The sequence below is a fragment of the Duganella rhizosphaerae genome (assembly GCF_040364205.1).
GTDB lineage: Bacteria > Pseudomonadota > Gammaproteobacteria > Burkholderiales > Burkholderiaceae_D > Rugamonas > Rugamonas rhizosphaerae.
Window position 1 is genome coordinate 107,296 of the sequence record NZ_BPWK01000017.1, and the last position, 18,247, is coordinate 125,542.

Sequence of the window (18,247 nt, forward strand, 5' to 3'; positions counted from 1 at the left end):
TTGTCACGCGCTGGCGTCGTTGTCGGACTTCTGCAACACTTGCCGATGGGGTAGGGACGAAAAAAAACCCCGCGTCGCGAGGTTTTTCACATCTGCTGCTTAAAAAATTAAGCGGATTGGATGTTGGAAGCTTGCTTGCCTTTAGGGCCTTGCGTGACTTCGAATTGAACTTTTTGACCTTCTTTGAGGGTCTTGAAACCGTTCATGTTGATTGCGGAGAAGTGAGCGAACAAATCCTCGCCGCCGTCATCTGGAGTGATGAAGCCAAAACCTTTGGAATCATTGAACCACTTAACTGTACCTGTTGCCATAAAAAGAACTTTCAAAATTAAAACGGATCACACGAGCCATAAAAGCAAGAAGCTTCTTGCCCCCTCCTCACGCCTCACTTCTTATCACCTTGTACATTTCTGCACGCAGCCGATAACGCATTGTTAGCGGACCAAATTCTAAAGTCAAGCAGATTTGTATGCATTTTGCTACTTTTAAGCCAATTGGTGAAAAAGCAACTCTTGATTTTAGCGAATGGGGCGCCATCTGCGTCAAGTTCAGAAAACGCGTAAGATGGAAAACAATTGAATGTGTATAGTGAAATGCACATTGCATCAACCTCGAAAGCATTAGAATATAAGCGTATGGCAACCAAGCATGACACCGAAACCCTCTTGGAGCGGCAAGCGCTGAAACCGCCACCTCTGTACCAGGTGGCGTTGCTCAATGATGACTACACGCCGATGGAGTTTGTGGTCGCCATCATCCAGGAGTATTTCAACAAAGACCGTGAAACGGCCACGCAGATAATGCTCAGTGTTCATCGCTACGGCAAAGGAGTGTGCGGCGTGTTCTCAAAAGATATAGCCTGTACCAAAGTGGAGTTCGTTTTAACGCATGCGCGCAAGGCGGGGCATCCCCTGCAATGCGTGATGGAGGAAGTATGATTGCGCAGGAATTAGAAGTAAGTTTGCACATGGCGTTTGTCGAAGCTCGGCAGGCACGGCACGAATTCATCACGGTGGAGCACTTGCTGCTGGCCTTGCTTGACAATCCTTCGGCTGCCGAAGTGTTGCGTGCTTGCGCCGTCAACATCGAAGACCTGCGTAAAACGCTGACCAACTTCATCGGCGACAACACGCCGACCGTGCCCGGCACGGGCGAAGTCGACACCCAGCCTACGCTTGGCTTCCAGCGCGTGATCCAGCGCGCCATCATGCACGTGCAGTCCGCCTCCAACGGCAAGAAGGAAGTCACCGGCGCCAACGTGCTGGTGGCCATCTTCGGCGAGAAGGACTCGCACGCGGTCTACTACCTGCACCAGCAGGGCGTGACCCGCCTGGACGTGGTCAACTTCATTTCGCACGGCGTGCGCAAGGACCAGCAGACCGATGCCGCCAAGGCTTCGGAAGGCGTGGAGGAGGGCGCACCGGGCGGCGAAGGCCAGACCAAGGAAAGCCCGCTCGACCAGTTCACGCAAAACCTGAACAAGGCCGCCGCCGAAGGCAAGATCGATCCGCTGATCGGCCGCGAGGACGAAGTGGACCGCGTGATCCAGATCCTGTGCCGCCGCCGCAAGAACAACCCGCTGCTGGTGGGCGAAGCCGGCGTGGGCAAGACCGCCATCGCCGAAGGCCTGGCCTACCGCATCACCCAGAACGACGTGCCGGAAATCCTGTCGAATGCCGTCGTGTATTCGCTGGACATGGGCGCGCTGCTGGCCGGCACCAAGTACCGCGGCGATTTCGAGCAGCGCCTGAAGGCCGTCCTCAAGCAACTGAAGGACAATCCGAACGGCATTCTGTTCATCGACGAGATCCACACCATCATCGGCGCCGGTTCGGCCTCGGGCGGCACGCTGGACGCGTCCAACCTGCTCAAGCCAGCGTTGGCCAACGGCCAGCTGAAATGCATCGGTGCGACGACCTACACCGAGTTCCGCGGCGTGTTTGAAAAAGACCACGCGCTGAGCCGCCGCTTCCAGAAAGTGGACGTCAACGAGCCTACCGTCGAGCAGACCGTGCAGATCCTGCGCGGCCTGAAGTCGCGCTTCGAAGAACACCACGGCGTCAAGTACTCGTCGTCGGCGCTGTCGACCGCTGCGGAACTGGCGGCCCGCTTCATCAACGACCGCCACCTGCCCGACAAGGCCATCGACGTCATCGACGAAGCCGGTGCAGCCCAGCGCATCCTGCCGAAATCGAAGCAGAAGAAGACCATCGGCAAGACCGAGATCGAGGACATCATCGCCAAGATCGCGCGCATCCCGCCGCAGACCGTCAACCAGGACGACCGCAGCAAGCTGCAGACCATCGACCGCGACCTGCGCAACGTGGTGTTCGGCCAGGATCCGGCGATCGAAGCGCTGGCGTCGGCGATCAAGATGGCGCGCGCCGGCCTGGGCAAGACCGACAAGCCGATCGGCTCCTTCCTGTTCTCCGGTCCTACCGGCGTCGGCAAGACCGAGGTGGCCAAGCAGTTGGCCTTCATCCTGGGCATCGAGCTGATCCGCTTCGACATGTCCGAGTACATGGAGCGTCACGCCGTGTCGCGCCTGATCGGCGCGCCGCCGGGCTACGTTGGTTTCGACCAGGGCGGCCTGCTGACCGAAGCCATCACCAAGAAACCGCACGCGGTGCTGCTGCTGGACGAGATTGAAAAAGCCCATCCGGACATTTTCAACATCCTGCTGCAGGTGATGGACCACGGCACGCTGACCGACAACAACGGACGCAAGGCCGACTTCCGCAACGTGATCATCATCATGACCACCAATGCGGGCGCCGAGAGCTTGCAGAAGGCCACGATCGGCTTCACCAATTCCAAGCAGGCAGGCGACGAGATGGCCGACATCAAGCGCATGTTCACGCCGGAGTTCCGCAACCGCATCGACGCCACCATCAGCTTCCGCGCGCTGGACGAGGAAATCATCCTGCGCGTGGTCGACAAGTTCCTGATGCAGCTGGAAGAGCAGCTGCACGAGAAGAAAGTCGAATCGATCTTCAGCGAGAAACTGCGCAAGTTCCTGGCGAAGAAAGGTTTCGATCCGCTGATGGGCGCACGTCCGATGGCGCGCCTGATCCAGGACATGATCCGCAAGGCGCTGGCCGACGAGCTGCTGTTCGGCCGCCTGGTCACCGGCGGCCGCGTGACGGTCGACCTGGACGACAAGGACCAGGTCAAGCTGGAGTTCCCGGAACCGCCGGACGCCGCACCGACGACGCCACCGGAAACCGTCGAAGTCGAATAAGTCACTCAGGCTTCATAAAAAAACCGCCCACGCAAGTGGCGCGGTTTTTTTTTACCCCGCAGCGCCAAGCGGGGTCAGACCCCGTACGGGGTCTGACCCCTAAGCCGCGCGGCATGCGTATCACTAAAAGCACGCGGGGTTAGAAGCTTTTTTCTTTTAGACCTAAAGCTGTGCCAGAATTGTCGTTCCATTTGACAAACATTGAAACTGTCCCATGATCCCGACTTCTCTCCGCCTCCGTCCTCTCGCCCTGATGTTCCTGTCCGCCGGCCTGCTGTCCGGCACCGCCTCCGCCGCCAACGCCTACTACCGCTATCCCGCCATCCGTGGCGACTCCGTGGTCTTCACCGCCGAGGGCGACCTGTGGAAGACCGGCGCCCACGGCGGCGCCGCGCAGCGCCTGACCACCCATCCGGCCGCCGAAACCAACGCCGCCATCTCGCACGACGGCAAATGGATCGCCTTCTCGGCCTCCTACGAAGGCGGGCAGGAAGCCTACGTGATGCCGGTGGCAGGCGGCCTGCCCAAGCGCATCACCTTTGAGAACAGCGCAGTGAATGTGCTGGGCTGGACCGCGCAGGGCGAAGTGCTGGTCACCACGCTCGATAGCAAAGGACCGTCGCGCAACAACGTCATCGCGGCGGTCAAGCCGGGCGACCTGCAACGCCGCGTGTTCGCCGTGGCCGACGCCAACGACGCGGTGCTCGACGACGCCGGCAAGACGCTGTACTTCACCCGCAACGGCCTGGCCCTGACCAACGACAACGTCAAGCGCTATCGCGGCGGCGCCCACGCGCAGCTGTGGCGCTACGACCTGACAGGAACCACCGAAGCCGCGCCGCTGCTGGCCTCCGACGCCGGCAACAACAAACGGCCCATGTGGTGGCAGGGCCGCGTCTACTTCATCAGCGACCGTGGCGGCTCCGACAACCTGTGGTCGATGGCGGCCGACGGCGGCGATCCGCGCCAGTTGACCAACCACACCGACTGGGACGTGCGCAACGCCGCGCTGGGCGACGGCCGCATCGTCTACCAGCTGGGCGCCGACCTGCACGTGCTGGACCTGGCTGCGGCCAAGGATGAACAGCTGGCCATTAGCCTCGTCTCCGACTTCGACCAGCAACGCGCCCGCCAGATCCGCTCGCCGCTGGAGAACCTGACCAACGTGCAAATCTCCGGCAAGGACGAACGCCTGGTGCTGACCGCGCGCGGCCGGGTCAGCGTGGCCGGCACCGGTTCGCAGCGCCGCGTGGAGATCGCGGTGCCGGAAGGCGCGCGCGCCCGTGAGGCCGTGTTCAGCCACGACGACAAGTGGGTCTACGCCATCGTCGACAGCACCGGCGAAAACGAAATCTGGAAATTCGCCGCGGACGGTTCCGGCAAGGGCGAACAGCTGACCAAGGATGGCAACAACCACCGCTGGCAGCTGTACCCGTCGCCGGACGGCCGCTGGCTGGCCCACACCGACAAGAAAGGCCGCCTGTGGATGCTGGACCTGGCCACCAAGGCCAACGCCGTCATCGACGACGGCAGCAAGGTCGGCTCGGACCGTCATGATGAAATCCTGTGGTCCGGCGACAGCAAGAACCTGGTGCTGGTGCGCGCCGCCAGCACCGAGCAGCGCAACCAGATCGGCCTGTACAACATCGAATCGAAGCAGCTGGCCTTTGTCACCGGCGACCGTTACAACTCACGCTCGCCGGCGTTCTCGCCGGATGGCAAATGGCTGTACTTCCTCTCGGCCCGCAATTTCCAGCTGGCGAACGGCTCGCCTTGGGGCGACCGCAATATGGGGCCGGTGTTCGACAAGCGCACCGGCGTGTATGCGCTGGCGCTCCAGCCGGGCAACCGCTTCCCGTTCAAGCCTGACGATGAGCTGAACAAACCGGGCGACAAGCCGGCCGAAGGCGCGGCCGAAAAAGCCGTCGAGCAGGCCGCCGAGAAGGCGGTGGAAAAAGCCGTGGCCAAAGCCGTGCCGGAGAAAAAATCCGGCAAGGCGCTGCCGGCCATTGTCTACGCCGGCCTGGCGGAGCGCCTGTTCGAAGTGCCGCTGGCGGCCGGTAATTACCGCAACCTGCAAATCGACGACAAGCGCCTGTACTTCCTCGACGCCGACGGCAGCGACGGCAAGGCCAACCTGAAAACGCTGGCGATCGCCGCCAACAGCCCGCAGCCGGAAGTCTTCGCCAGCGGCGTGCGCGAATACGACCTGGCGTTCGACAAGAAGCACCTGTACTACCGCAGTTTCGCCACCAACGGCGCCGGCGACATGCTGGTGGTGGAGGCGGGCGCCAAGGCGCCGACGGACGTCTCCAAAGCCAAGGTCAAGGTGGACGACTGGACCTTCACCTCCAACCCGCGCCTGGAATGGACGCAAATGTTCAACGACGCCTGGCGCATGCACCGCGACTTCCTGTACGACGCCAAGATGCGCGGTGTGAATTGGACCGGCGTGCGCGCCAAGTACGCGCCGCTGGTCGAGCGAGTGACCGACCGCGCGGAGTTGAACGACGTGCTGGGCATGATGATCAGCGAAGTGGGCGCGCTGCACTCGCAGATCGCGCCGGGCGAGTTGCGTCGGCCGGCGCCGGAAGGTTCGCCGGCTGGCTTGGGCGCGCTGCTCACGCGCGGCGCAGAAGGCTACCGCGTTGACCACATCTACCGCAGCGAACCGGAGCTGCCGTCCGAACGCGGCCCGCTGCTGCAACCGGACGTGGACGTGAAGGAGGGCGACGTCATCACCGCCGTCAACGGCAAGCCGGTGCTGGAAGCGCGCGACATCGCCGACCTGCTGCTGAATCAGGCGGACAAGCAGATGCTGCTGCAAGTGAAGCGTAAAGAGGGCGGCACACGCTCAGTGATCGTCACCCCGGTCAACATGGCGAAGCAGGCCGGCCTGCGCTACAGCGACTGGGAACAGAGCCGCGCGCGCCAGGTGGAGGACGCATCCAAGGGACGTATCGGCTACCTGCACCTGCGCGCCATGGGCCCGCGCGACATCGCCTCGTTCGCGCGCGACTTCTACGCCAACGTCAACCGCGAGGGCCTGATCATCGACGTGCGCCGCAACAACGGCGGCAACATCGACAGCTGGGTGATCGAGAAGCTGCTGCGCAAGGCGTGGGCCTTCTGGTCGTCGCCGGGCGCGCTGCCCGCGCCAAATATGCAGAACACCTTCCGCGGCCACCTGGTGGTGCTGGTGGACGAATACACCTACTCGGACGGCGAGACCTTCGCGGCCGGCATCAAGGCGCTGGGACTGGCGCCGCTGGTCGGCAAGCGCACGGCGGGCGCCGGCGTCTGGCTCAGCGATAACAACCGCCTGAGCGACAACGGCATGGCGCGCGTGGCCGAAAACGGCCAGTTCAACACGGCCGACGGCCAGTGGCTGATCGAAGGCGTGGGCGTATCGCCGGACGTGGAAGTGGACAACCTGCCGCACGCCACGTATCAAGGCCAGGACCGCCAGCTGGAAGTGGCGCTGGACCTGCTGGACAAGAAGCTGAAGGCGCAGCCGATCAAGGCCTATCAGCCGCAAGCCATCCCCGCGCTTAAATAAGGAGACACGATGAAACGTATCCTGTCAACCGCCGTCGCCGCCGCGCTGCTGGCCATGAGCCACGGCGCGCTGGCGCTACCCAGCACCAGCGACACGCGCATGCTGACCGAGCCAGCGTTGTCGGCGCAGCATCTGGCCTTTATCTACGCCGGCGACGTCTGGCTGGCGAACCGCGACGGCTCGTCGCCGCGCCGCCTGACTGCCGATCCTGGCGAGAAATCGAACCCGGTGTTTTCACCGGACGGCAAATCGATCGCCTACAGCGCGCAAGTCGACGGCAATATCGATGTCTACCTGCTGCCGGTTGAAGGCGGCGTGCCGAAGCGGCTGACCTATCATCCCGGCGCGGACGTCGCGCAAGGCTTCACGCCCGACGGCAAGGCCGTGATGTTCACGTCGCCGCGCGCAGCGTTCAACAACCGCTATCGCAAGCTGTTCACGGTGCCGGTAACCGGCGGCGTGGAGACCGAGCTGGAAGTGCCGAACGCCGCGCGCGCGGGCTGGTCGCCGGACGGCAAGCAGATCGCCTACAACCCGTTCTCGCCGGCCTTCATGCAGTGGAAGCACTATCGCGGCGGCACCAACTCCATCCTGTGGCTGTTCAACCGCGCCGATAAATCGGTGCAGCAGATTCCGCAGCCTGCCACGCACTCGAACGATGTCGATCCGGTATGGATAGGCGACACCGTCTACTTCCGCTCCGACCGCGACGGCGAATTCAATCTGTACGCCTACGACGTCAAGACCAAGGCCGTGCGCGCACTGACCCGCCATACAGACTTCCCGGTGCTGAACATCGCGGCCAACGGCGGCGGCATCGTCTACGAGCAGGCCGGCTATCTGCATGCGCTGGACTTGGCCAGCGGGCAGTCGCGCAAGCTGACCATCGGCGTCAACAGCGACCTGGGGGCTTCGCGCCCGCGTTGGGTCAGCGGCGCCAAGTACATCCGCGGTGCTTCCATCTCGCCTTCGGGCGCGCGCGTGGCGTACGAGTTCCGCGGCGAGATCGTCACCATCCCGGCCGACAAGGGCGATGTCCGCAACCTGACGCAAACCCCAGCCGCGCATGAACGCTCGCCGGCCTGGTCGCCGGACGGCCGCTCCGTCGCCTACTTCTCGGACGAATCGGGCGAATACGCGCTGCACATCCGCGCACAGGACGGCAAGGGCGAGCCGCGCAAATTCAAACTCACCGGCGCCGGCTTCTACGACAACGCGGTGTGGTCGCCCGACAGCAAAAAGATCGCTTACACAGACAACGCGTGGACGCTGTATGTGCTGGACGTGGCGACGGGCGCGATCAGGAAGATCGCCAGCGAACCGCTGTACGGCGTGAACAAGACACTGCGCGCCGCGTGGGCGCCCGATTCGCGCTGGATCGCCTACGCGCTCAATTCGATGACCTACACCCGCAGCGCCTACATTTACTCGCTGGAGCAGAACAAATCGTGGCCGGTGACGGATGGCTTGTCCGACGTCGTCGATCCGGTGTTCGACAAGAGCGGCAAGTACCTGTACTTCTTCGCTTCGACCAACGCCGGGCCTAGCAACAACTGGTTCTCGCAGCAGAACGAAGACAACCGCGTGACGCGCACCGTCTGGATGGCGGTGTTGCGGCGCGACTTGCCGTCGCCGTTGATCAAGGAGAGCGACGAGGAGAAGAGCGCCGCGTCGTCCGCGCCGGCCGTCGCCAAGGACGCGGCCAAGCCGGAACCGGCCAAGGTCGATCCGAAGACCGGCCGCGACGATCCCAAAGTGACGGTCGCGCCGGTGGCGCCGATCTCGATCGACTTCGACGGCATCGAAACCCGCATCGTCGACCTGCCTATCCCTGCCGCCGCCTTGTCCGACCTGGGCACCGGCGAAGCAGGGCAGATCTTCTTCCTGCGCGAGAACGACGGCAAGAAAGCCATCCAGCGCTTCGACCTGAAAGACCGCAAGGCCGAAACCCTGCTGGCGGAAGCCGACGATTTTGAAGTCTCGGCGGACGGCAAGAAGATCCTGTACCGGGCCAAGGAAGCCTGGGCCATGGGCAGCGCCACCGCCAAGACGCTGACGCCGGGCGAAGGCAAGATCAAGGTCGAAGCGATCGAAGTGCACGCCGAGCCGCGCGCCGAGTGGACGCAGATCTTCAACGAAGCCTGGCGCATCAATCGCGACTTCTTCTACGACCCCGGCATGCACGGCGCCGACTGGAACAAGATGCGCGCCAAGTACGCGCAGTTCCTGCCCGAGCTGTCCAGCCGCGGCGACCTGAATCGCCTGATCCAGTGGCTGTGCAGCGAGATCGGCGTGGGCCACCATCGCGGTGGCGGAGGTGACTTCTTCACCGACGCCAAGGCGGTGCCTGGCGGCTTGTTGGGCGCGGACTATGAGGTCAGCGACGGCCACTATCGCTTCAAGAAAGTCTACGGCGGCTTGAACTGGAACCCGGCGTTGCGCGCGCCGCTGACCGAGCCGGGCCTGAACGTCAAGGCCGGCGAATACCTGCTGGCGGTGGAAGGGCGTCCGCTGCTGGCGCCGACGAACCTGTACAGCGCCTTCGAGAACACCGCCAACAAGGCCATCGACATCACCGTCGGCCCGAACGCGGACGGCAGCAAGTCGCGCACCATCACCGTGGTGCCGGTAGCGACCGAAGACGCCTTGCGCAACCGCGACTGGATCGAAGGGAACATCCGCAAGGTGAACGCGGCCACCGGTGGAAAAGTCGCGTATGTGTACGTGCCGAACACCGCGACACTGGGCCACACCTACTTCAAGCGTTACTTCTTCCCGCAGGCCGACAAGGACGCGGTCATCATCGACGAACGCTTCAACGGGGGCGGCAGCGTGGCCGACTACTACCTGGAGATTTTGCAGAAGAAGGAAATCGCCTGGTGGACCATGCGCTACGGCGCCGACATGAAAACCCCGTCGGCCTCGATCCAGGGACCGCGCGCGATGCTGATCGACGAGACGGCAGGTTCGGGCGGCGACCTGTTGCCGTGGATGTTCCGCAAAAACCAGATGGGACCATTGATCGGCAAGCGCACCTGGGGCGGCCTGGTGGGCGTCCTCGGCTTCCCGACGTTGATGGATGGCGGCGGCATCACCGCGCCCAACCTGGCCTTCTGGACTCGCGATGGCGGCTGGGGCGTGGAAAACGAGGGCGTCGCGCCGGATATCGAGATCGACCAGAATCCGGCCGACGTCATCGCCGGCCGCGATCCCCAGCTGGAAAAGGCGATTGAAGTCATCAAGGCCGAACTGGCGAAGAACCCGCCGGTGCGGCCTGTGCATCCGGCCTTCCCGATCAAGGCGAAGTAAGGCAAAGTGTTCGGAAGTGAACAGCCATAACGTTCACTTCCGGACATCGGCCGACCGAATGCGGCCGCAGAAGCGCCAGAACAACCGTGGCATGGATGTTGCAAACGCTATGGGTTTTCCCCACCACGGATTTTCAATCACATGAAGCTAAGAGACTTTCGCATCGGCTGGCGCGCGCTGGTACAGGAGCCGGCCTACACGCTGGCGGTGGTGCTGGGTTTGGGCGTCGGCCTGGCCGCGTGCCTGCTGCTGCTTGGCTTTGTGCGCTATTCGATGGAGTACGACGCCCACTTCCCGGACGTGGACAAGGTCTACGTCGTCAAGCAGCATTTCAACGTCGATCCCGCGTCGCCCCTGCAGGAAGTGGTGCCGATGTTCCTGCGAGAGCCTGCGCTGAAGACGCCAGGCATTGCCGGCGCCGCCGTCTACATTCCGGCGCGGCCGGAGATCACGCCGCTGACGGTACGCATCAACCGCGGCATATTCACGGTGCGCGGCTTGACCGTCATGCCGGGCTTTACCGAGATGCTTGGACTGCGCGCGGTGCACGGCAACCTGGCGGATGCACTGGACAAGCCTGATCGCTTTGTCGTCACCGAGGCCGGCGCGCTGCGCTTGTTCGGCACGGTCAATGCGGTGGGCCGCACGATGCTGGCGGAAGGGAACACCGTGCAGGTAGGCGCCGTGGTGCCTACGCCTCCGGGCAATACGACGATACCGTTCGAGCTGCTTTTCGGCGTCAACTCGGTGGTGGCGGGGCCGGATATCCGGCACGAGATGATGACCGGCGAGCATGGCTGGATGGGCAAGATGCTGCTGCGCGTCCAGCCTGGCGCCTCGCTGCCAGCGATCATCGACAGCTTGCAGAAAGTGGTGGACACGGCGCCGAGCATGCAGAATTTCTCGCCGGAGGTGCGGGCCCGCCTCGGCAAGCGCAAGGCGATAGAACTCACCATGTCGCCGCTGCGCGATGCCTACTTCGACTACAAGATGCAGAACAGTTTCGTGTCGGCGCCCGGCGACCGCGCCAACCCGGTACTGGTGGCGGGCCTGGCGGCGCTTGCGTTGCTGATCCTGGTCATGGCGGCGATCAACTACGTCAACCTGAGCATGGTGCGCGTGCTGCGGCGCCAGCGCGAGGTGGCGATGCGGAAGGTACTGGGCGCCGGCGTGGGGCAGCTCATGCTGCTGTTCCTGCTCGAATCGTTGCTGGTGGCGCTGACCGCCACCGCGCTTGGATTGATGCTGGCGTGGCTGGCGTTGCCGGTCTTCTCGCAGCTGGTCAACCGTCAGCTGGAAGGCTTGTTCTCGTTGCAGAATATCGTCGCCGCCTTTGGCCTGGGCGGCATGCTGGGGGGGCTGACAGCGATCTACCCGGCATGGGTCGCGCTGCGCGTGCATCCGACGCAGGTGCTGGCCGGCCGTCCCGACACGGAATCCCGCGCCAGCATGCAATGGCGGCGCGCGTTGACGGTGTTGCAGGTATCGGTCGCGATGGGTTTCGCCAGCGTGACGATCGCCGTGGCGTGGCAGACCCATTATGCAATGCACGCCTCGCCCGGCTTCGATCCGATGCCGTTCGTGATTGTCGACATGCCCGAGCGGGTCAAGGACAGCGAGAAGGCGCGGCGCTTCTATTCGACCCTGGCGGCGCAGCCGGGCGTGGCCGGCGTGGCGATATCGGAAGATCCGGTGGGCCGGCTCGATTGGGCTTGGACCCATGACATGACGCGTCCCGGTGGGCAGAGCGCGGGGATGGAAATGAAATCGGTCAGCGCGAATTTCTTCGAGCTTTACGGCATCGCGCCACTGGCAGGGCGCTTGTTCCAGGCTGCTGTGGACAAGGAGGATGACCGGGTGCCGGTGGTGCTGAACGCGGTCGCGGCGCGCGAGCTGGGTTTTGCCAGCGCCGAGGAGGCAATTGGTCAAACCTTGCTGTTCAAGGGTTTCGACAATAAGGTGATTTACAAGCGCATCGTCGGCATCGCTCCAGAGTTGAGATTCCATTCGCTGCGCGATGCACCGATTGCGACGGCCTACGAACTGTGGACGGCGGGGACGGTGTTAAGCGTGCGCGCGTCAAGCGATCCGGCGGCCGTCGAGCGCAATGTGCGGGCGCTGTGGCCCAGCTTTTTCCCGGATGCGATCCCCAAGATCGTCCGCGCCAGCGATGTACTGGCTGCCAATTATGCCGACGATGCGCGTCTGGCCAAGCTGATGTCGGTCGCCACCGGCATTGCGCTGGCGATCGCCGCCTTCGGCACGTATGTGCTGTCGGCGAACACGGTGCAGCGGCGTGCCAGGGAGATCGTCATGCGCAAGCTGCACGGCGCGCGCGGCGCCGACATCGGCCTGCTGGTGGTGCGGGAAATCGGCGCGCTGGTCCTGGCTGCGGCGGTGATCGCCTTGCCGGTGGCGGTGATAGCGATTCGCCGCTACCTGTCGCGCTATGTCGAACACGCGCCGATAGGCTATTGGACCTTGCTGTTCGCCCTGTCGCTGACGCTGGTCATCGCCCTCATCGCTATCGCCCGCCACACCTGGATCGCCATGCGCATGGTGCCTGCCGAGGCACTGCGCACGTAGCGCATAACCCGGGGTCAGGTCCTAATGCCGCTAAGTTAAGCCCTTAGCGGCATTAGGACCTGACCCCGGATTTTTAGAGGCTGGCCAGACTTTTGAACTGGGCGGCGCGGCGGCGGGAGACTTCGACTTCGAGGTCGTCGCGCAGCAGCAGATCGAGGCCGCCGGCGTCGTTGGGCGTGACCTGGTCGACGTAGTCCAGGTTGACGATGTGGCGGCGGCTGGCGCGGAAGAAGCGTTGCGGGTCCAGTCTTTCCTCCAGCTGGTTCAATGAACGCAGCATCAGCGGCTTGTGGTTGTCGAAGTAGACGCGCGTGTAGTTGCCGTCCGATTCGAACAGCCGCACATCCTGCAAGCCGACAAACCAGCATCGCTCACCATCCTTGATGAACAGCTTCTTGGCCGCCGTCGGCGCCACGGCAGGGATGCCTGCCGCCGCGTAGGCCAGCGCGCGGCTGTGACGCAACGAGCAGCGCTGCAAGGCCGCCGCCATGCGCGCCGCCTGGATCGGCTTTTGCAGATAGTCCAGCGCATTGACTTCGAATGCCTGCAGCGCATACTGGTCGAACGCCGTGGTGAAGATCACCTCCGGCGCTTCCTCCAGCGCGGCCAGCATATCGAAACCGCTACCGCCCGGCATCTGCACGTCGAGGAACACCAGGTCCGGCTTGAGCGCGGTGATCTGCTGGATGCCATCGGCCGCGTTGACGGCCTCGCCGACGATTTCCACTTCCGGGTGCGCCGCCAGCAAACGGCGCAGCTCTGCGCGCGCCAGGCGTTCGTCGTCGATCAGCAATGCGCGCATCAGGCGGCCTCCGGTAAAGTCATCGTGGCGCGTACCCAACCACTGTTTTCAGTCAGATCCAGGCTGGCGTTGGAACCCAGCGCCAGCGCCAGGCGCTTGCGGGTGTTGACCAGGCCAACCTTGGTGGAATTTGCAAACGGCAGGATCGCGCCCAGGTTGGCGATCTCGATATGGATCTTGCCGTCGTCCATGCGCTGCGCGCGGATGCGGATCTCGCTGCCGGTGGGGCTGGTCTCGACGCCGTACTTGACCGCGTTTTCCACCAGCGTCTGCAAGGCCATCGGCGGTATGCGCACCTGGTCCAGTCCCAGTCCGATTTCCACGCTGACCCGCATGCGTTCTTCGAAGCGGATTTTTTCAATCGCCAGGTAGGCCTGCACGGCTTCGATCTCCGCCGCCAGCGGCACTGTGTCGTGCTGGCCCGATTGCAGCGCGTAGCGCATCACGCTGGCCAGTTGATCGATCATCTGCGCGGCGGAGTCCTGGTCTTCGTAAATCAGGGCGCGCACGCTGTTCATGCTGTTGAAGAAAAAATGCGGATTGACCTGCGCCTGCAAGGCGCGCAGCTCGGCGTCCTTGGCGCTGATCTCCAGCCGCAGCGCCTCCTGCTCGAAGCGGTTGGCGCGGCGCAGCGACAGCACCGCCATGTAGAAGGTGTTCCACACCAGATAAACTCCCCACCAGAACATCAGCACGCCCGGCACCCAGGCCAGGTTGTGCACTTCACCGAAAGGCTTGATGACCACATAGCCGACCGTCTGCACACCGGCATGGATGGTCCCCAGGATCAGGATGGCCACCGTCATCATCTTCCAGCTGACCCGCACGCCGTTGCGGATTTGGCGCTTGAGCAGCCGGTGCCAGGTATCCGAGATCAACAGGCCGGCCACCACGCCCCAGAACGAGATGGCGATCATGCGCCCGGTGTGGGTGGCGCCGGGCGTCATGAGCAGCAGCAGCAGCGGCAGGAAGTTCCAGCCCGCCAGCTGGAACAGCCAGTACCAGTTCAGGCGCGCGAGCAGTGGACGGTCGTTGGTCATGATGGGTTTATTTTAAAAAGTTGTCGATGCGATCATACATCCAAGCCGGATCGTCGTACATGATGAAATGGCGGGCGTTGTCGGCCAGCTCCACTTTCACGTTGGGCAGCTGCTGGTACTGGCTCTTGTACAGCTGTTCGAACATCGGCTTGGTGCCATAGTCCTTGTAGGCGATCCAGGAGCCCAGCACCAGCGTCGGCGCCTTGATGCGGCTCACTTCAGGGCGCAGATCTTCGCTCATCATCTCGACCATCGCGTTGGTGACGGTGGCAGGGTCGGACTGCTTGCCCCAGCCGGCGGCGCGATCGATATCCTCCTGCTTGGTGATCATGGCGTGCAGGGTTTTCATCTGGTTGCTACGTTTGGTTTCCGCGTCCAAGGATTCCATGCGGGTCTTTATGCCTGCCGCCATTTCCTTCATCTGCGGGCCGGTAATGCTGGGCATCTGGATCGCTGCCAGCGCCGGCAGGGTGTCGACGATGACCAGACGGCCTACCTGGTCGGGATGGTCCGCAGCCAGCTTCATGCCGAGGAAGCCGCCCAGGCTATGGCCGATGACGATGGGATGGTTGAATTTGTTGGCGGCGATGTAGTCGCTCAGCTGCTGTTCCACGGCCGGCAGCAGCGGGCCTTCGATGGCGGGCACGCCGGCGAATCCAGCCAGGGTAACGACGTGGCACTGGCGGCTGCCGCAGTAGTGGGCGACGGTGCCGTTCCATACTTCGCCGGAGGAGGCCAGGCCGGGAATCAGGATCACAGGCTCGCCCTTGCCGGTCACTTCGACCTTGAAGGCGGGATGCGCGGCGGATGCGGCGACGGCAGGTGCTGCGGCGTAAGCCAGCGCCAGGCTGGCGGCAATGGTGGCGATACGTTGGATGAGCGAACGTTGCATGGTGACCTCCTTGGTTGTGACGTTGTGTCAAATAAGTGAGGCCATGCTATCGAACCGGCTTGGCACCGGCGATGACTACTGGATGAACGGTTTTTTGAAAGGATGAGCGGTAGTTGGGCAGTGCCGCCCACCTAGCCAGCTTCGGCGCGAAGTTTGCGCCAGAGCGTGGTGCGGCTGATGCCGAGGTAGTCTGCGGCGGCATCGCGGCGGCCGCCAAAGCGGGCCAGCACATCGGTCGCACTTTCGGTGGATGCGCGGGGCGCTGGAAGTGGCGGTGGTGGCGCGCCCGCGGCGCCAGGCAGGGCGGTGGTGTGCGCCGCCAGCTCCGGCGCCACGCTGAGGACGAAAGCCGGTGTCAATGCCTGCAAAGGTTCGGCCGCCAGGAACAGCGCCAGGCGCTCGGTCAGGTTGCGCAGTTCGCGCACGTTGCCCGGCCAGTCGTAGCGTTGCAGCAGCGGCGCGCAGGTCGCCATCTCGGCGTGCAGGTTGGGATGCGGGCGCGCGCCCAGCGAGGCCAATGCGTTCTTCAGCGACCATTCGGCCAGCGTCATCACATCCTCAGGCCGCGCGCGCAGCGGCGGCAGCGACAGGCGCAGCACCGCCAGCCGGTAGAACAGGTCGGCGCGGAAGCGGCCTTCGCGCACGCGCTGCTCCAGATCGCAGTGGGTGGCGCTGATGATGCGCACGTTGACGGCGATCGGCCGCGTGCCGCCCACCCGCACCACCTCGCGCTCCTCCAGCACGCGCAGCAGGCGGGTTTGCAGTGTCAGCGGCATTTCGCCTATCTCGTCGAGGAACAGCGTGCCGCGATTGGCCGCTTCGAACAGGCCCGCATGGCCGCCGCGCCGCGCACCGGTGAAGGCGCCTTCCTCGTGGCCGAACAGCTCGGACTCCAGCAGCGATTCCGCAATCGCGCCGCAATTGACGGCGACGAAGGGCCGGTTCTGGCCCAGCGTGCGCGGGCTCTCGCGGTGGATGGCCTGCGCCACCAGTTCCTTGCCGCAGCCGGTTTCGCCTTGTATCAGCACGGTCGCCGGGGATTTTGCATACAGCACCACGGACTGGCGCAGCGCCTCCATCGCGTCGGAATCGCCGCGCAGGTCGTTAATGCCGTGCTTGGCGCGCAGCGTGTCCGCCACCACGGCGCCGCGGTTGCGGCTGCGGTTCGATTCGAGCTGCGTCAGCCGCGCCATCTCCAGCGCGTCGTCGAAGGCGTGGCGGATCGAGGCGGCCGAGTAGACGAATACGCCGGTCAGTCCCGCTTCCTCGGCCAGGTCGGTAATCAGGCCGGCGCCGACGATGGCCTTGATGCCGGCCGCTTTCAAGTCGTTGATCTGGGCGCGCGCGTCTTCCTCCGTCGCGTAGGTGCGCTGTTCGACGTCGAAGCCGAAGGTGCCGGCGAATTCGGCCAGTTCAGGCAGGCGCTCCTGGTAGGTGACGATGCCGATGCGGTCCGACACACGGCGCGCCCGCGCCAACGCCTGCATCACGTCGAAGCCGCTGAACTTGGCGATTACCACCGGCACCGATAGCCGGCCTTTCAGGTAGGCCGCGTTGGAACCGGCGGCGATGACGGCGTCGCAGCGCTCGGTGGCCATGCGTTCGCGGATATGGCGCGCCGCTTCGTCGAAGCCGAGGTTGATCGGTTCGATGGTGGCCAGGTCGTCGTATTCCAGCGTGATGTCGCGGAACAGGTCGTACAGGCGCGAGACGGACACCGTCCAGATCACCGGTTTGTCGTTGGCGTCGAAGGGCAGGGGGGTGGAATGGCGCATGTTTCAATTGTAGTTCATATGTTTCGTCGTTTCAAATTGAAACGCTAGTGAAACATGGAAAATACGTAAGTTATTGATTTATATAGGGTGGCAATCTGGCACGCCCCTTGCACTAGATACCCCAACTTCACTGCAACATTGAAAGGTCACAACATGAGTCAATACTCCGCAGGCGCCGCGTTCCGCAAAGCCGTCCAGGAAGAATCCCCATTGCAGGTGGTCGGCGCGATCAACGCCAACCATGCCCTGCTGGCCAAGCGCGCCGGCTTCAAGGCGATCTACCTGTCGGGTGGCGGCGTGGCGGCGGGTTCGCTCGGCCTGCCGGACCTGGGTATCTCCAGCCTGGACGACGTGTTGACCGACGTGCGCCGCATCACCGACGTGTGCGACCTGCCGCTGCTGGTCGACGTCGACACCGGCTTCGGCGCCTCCGCCTTCAACGTGGCGCGCACCGTCAAGTCCATGATCAAGTTCGGCGCCGCCGCGATGCACATCGAAGACCAGGTCGGCGCCAAGCGCTGCGGCCACCGTCCGGGCAAGGAGATCGTCTCCAAGCAGGAGATGGTCGACCGCATCGCCGCCGCAGTCGATGCGCGCACCGACGAAAACTTCGTCATCATGGCCCGCACCGATGCGCTGGCCGTCGAAGGCCTGGACGCCGCGATCGAACGCGCCGTGGCCTGCGTTGAAGCCGGCGCAGACATGATCTTCCCGGAAGCGATGATCAGCCTCGATATGTACAAAAAATTCGCCGCCGCCGTCAAGGTGCCGGTGCTGGCCAACATCACCGAATTCGGCTCGACGCCGCTGTTCACGGTGGATGAACTGCGCAGCGCCGATGTGGGCCTGGTGCTGTATCCGTTGTCCGCCTTCCGCGCGATGAACAAGGCTGCGGAAAACGTCTACGGCGCGATCCGCCGCGACGGCACGCAGCAGAACGTGGTCGACACCATGCAAACCCGCGCCGAACTGTATGAGCGCATCAACTACCACAGCTTCGAGCAGAAGCTGGATGCCTTGTTCGCCGCACAGAAAAAATAATC

Annotated in this window: 11 protein-coding genes; 6 read left to right on the top strand and 5 right to left on the bottom strand. The window is 63.7% G+C overall.

Annotation, left to right across the window (positions count from 1 at the left end; translation table 11 throughout):
- Window positions 1-107 precede the first annotated feature (107 nt).
- Entirely contained in the window at window positions 108-311 is a 204-nt protein-coding gene (cspE, locus tag RUGAMON1_RS27845) for a transcription antiterminator/RNA stability regulator CspE (RefSeq protein ID WP_008446468.1), read from the bottom strand.
- Between the two features lie 324 nt (window positions 312-635).
- Here cspE and clpS point away from each other — a divergent pair, with 324 nt between their 5' ends.
- The 5 genes from clpS (at window position 636) to RUGAMON1_RS27870 (ending at window position 12,695) form a co-directional block, all read left to right on the top strand.
- Window positions 636-938 (top strand): ATP-dependent Clp protease adapter ClpS, encoded by a 303-nt coding sequence (gene clpS, locus RUGAMON1_RS27850; protein ID WP_090315375.1) that lies wholly within the window; start codon window positions 636-638, stop codon window positions 936-938.
- Window positions 935-3,241: an ATP-dependent Clp protease ATP-binding subunit ClpA gene (gene clpA, locus RUGAMON1_RS27855; RefSeq protein WP_445233562.1), complete on the top strand. Its 2,307-nt coding sequence runs from the start codon at window positions 935-937 to the stop codon at window positions 3,239-3,241. Before clpS ends, clpA begins: the two co-directional genes overlap by 4 nt.
- Window positions 3,242-3,455: 214 nt before the next feature.
- Complete coding sequence (locus RUGAMON1_RS27860) at window positions 3,456-6,800, top strand: S41 family peptidase (protein WP_445233563.1); 3,345 nt, start codon at window positions 3,456-3,458, stop codon at window positions 6,798-6,800.
- A 9-nt stretch (window positions 6,801-6,809) separates the two neighbouring features.
- On the top strand, window positions 6,810-10,109 hold the full coding sequence (locus RUGAMON1_RS27865) for a S41 family peptidase (protein ID WP_445233564.1): 3,300 nt from the start codon (window positions 6,810-6,812) through the stop codon (window positions 10,107-10,109).
- Window positions 10,110-10,250: 141 nt separating this feature from the next.
- Window positions 10,251-12,695 carry an FtsX-like permease family protein gene (locus RUGAMON1_RS27870; protein WP_445233565.1) on the top strand — a complete coding sequence of 815 codons (2,445 nt, stop codon included), beginning with the start codon at window positions 10,251-10,253 and terminating at the stop codon, window positions 12,693-12,695.
- 73 nt (window positions 12,696-12,768) lie between these two features.
- On the opposite strand, the gene RUGAMON1_RS27875 is transcribed toward RUGAMON1_RS27870, so the two are convergent.
- The 4 genes from RUGAMON1_RS27875 to prpR form a co-directional block, all read right to left on the bottom strand.
- Complete coding sequence (locus RUGAMON1_RS27875) at window positions 12,769-13,497, bottom strand: LytR/AlgR family response regulator transcription factor (RefSeq protein WP_445233566.1); 729 nt, start codon at window positions 13,495-13,497, stop codon at window positions 12,769-12,771.
- Window positions 13,497-14,537, bottom strand: a complete 1,041-nt coding sequence (locus RUGAMON1_RS27880; RefSeq protein ID WP_445233567.1) for a sensor histidine kinase — start codon at window positions 14,535-14,537, stop codon at window positions 13,497-13,499. Before RUGAMON1_RS27880 ends, RUGAMON1_RS27875 begins: the two co-directional genes overlap by 1 nt.
- A 7-nt stretch (window positions 14,538-14,544) precedes the next feature.
- Window positions 14,545-15,429, bottom strand: coding sequence for an alpha/beta fold hydrolase (locus RUGAMON1_RS27885; RefSeq protein WP_445233568.1), 885 nt, complete (start codon window positions 15,427-15,429; stop codon window positions 14,545-14,547).
- A 131-nt stretch (window positions 15,430-15,560) separates the two neighbouring features.
- Window positions 15,561-17,204: a propionate catabolism operon regulatory protein PrpR gene (gene prpR, locus RUGAMON1_RS27890; protein ID WP_445233569.1), complete on the bottom strand. Its 1,644-nt coding sequence runs from the start codon at window positions 17,202-17,204 to the stop codon at window positions 15,561-15,563.
- Between the two features lie 153 nt (window positions 17,205-17,357).
- Between prpR and prpB the strand changes: the two genes are divergently transcribed.
- On the top strand, window positions 17,358-18,245 hold the full coding sequence (gene prpB / locus RUGAMON1_RS27895) for a methylisocitrate lyase (protein ID WP_116993014.1): 888 nt from the start codon (window positions 17,358-17,360) through the stop codon (window positions 18,243-18,245).
- Window positions 18,246-18,247: the final 2 nt, after the last annotated feature.

Excerpts from the sequence above, each read along its gene's own strand:
- cspE (WP_008446468.1), bottom strand. The coding sequence starts at position 311 with ATGGCAACAGGTACAGTTAAGTGGTTCAATGATTCCAAAGGTTTTGGC.
- clpS (WP_090315375.1), top strand. The coding sequence starts at position 636 with ATGGCAACCAAGCATGACACCGAAACCCTCTTGGAGCGGCAAGCGCTG.
- clpA (WP_445233562.1), top strand. The coding sequence starts at position 935 with ATGATTGCGCAGGAATTAGAAGTAAGTTTGCACATGGCGTTTGTCGAA.
- RUGAMON1_RS27860 (WP_445233563.1), top strand. The coding sequence starts at position 3,456 with ATGATCCCGACTTCTCTCCGCCTCCGTCCTCTCGCCCTGATGTTCCTG.
- RUGAMON1_RS27865 (WP_445233564.1), top strand. The coding sequence starts at position 6,810 with ATGAAACGTATCCTGTCAACCGCCGTCGCCGCCGCGCTGCTGGCCATG.
- RUGAMON1_RS27870 (WP_445233565.1), top strand. The coding sequence starts at position 10,251 with ATGAAGCTAAGAGACTTTCGCATCGGCTGGCGCGCGCTGGTACAGGAG.
- RUGAMON1_RS27875 (WP_445233566.1), bottom strand. The coding sequence starts at position 13,497 with ATGCGCGCATTGCTGATCGACGACGAACGCCTGGCGCGCGCAGAGCTG.
- RUGAMON1_RS27880 (WP_445233567.1), bottom strand. The coding sequence starts at position 14,537 with ATGACCAACGACCGTCCACTGCTCGCGCGCCTGAACTGGTACTGGCTG.
- RUGAMON1_RS27885 (WP_445233568.1), bottom strand. The coding sequence starts at position 15,429 with ATGCAACGTTCGCTCATCCAACGTATCGCCACCATTGCCGCCAGCCTG.
- prpR (WP_445233569.1), bottom strand. The coding sequence starts at position 17,204 with ATGCGCCATTCCACCCCCCTGCCCTTCGACGCCAACGACAAACCGGTG.
- prpB (WP_116993014.1), top strand. The coding sequence starts at position 17,358 with ATGAGTCAATACTCCGCAGGCGCCGCGTTCCGCAAAGCCGTCCAGGAA.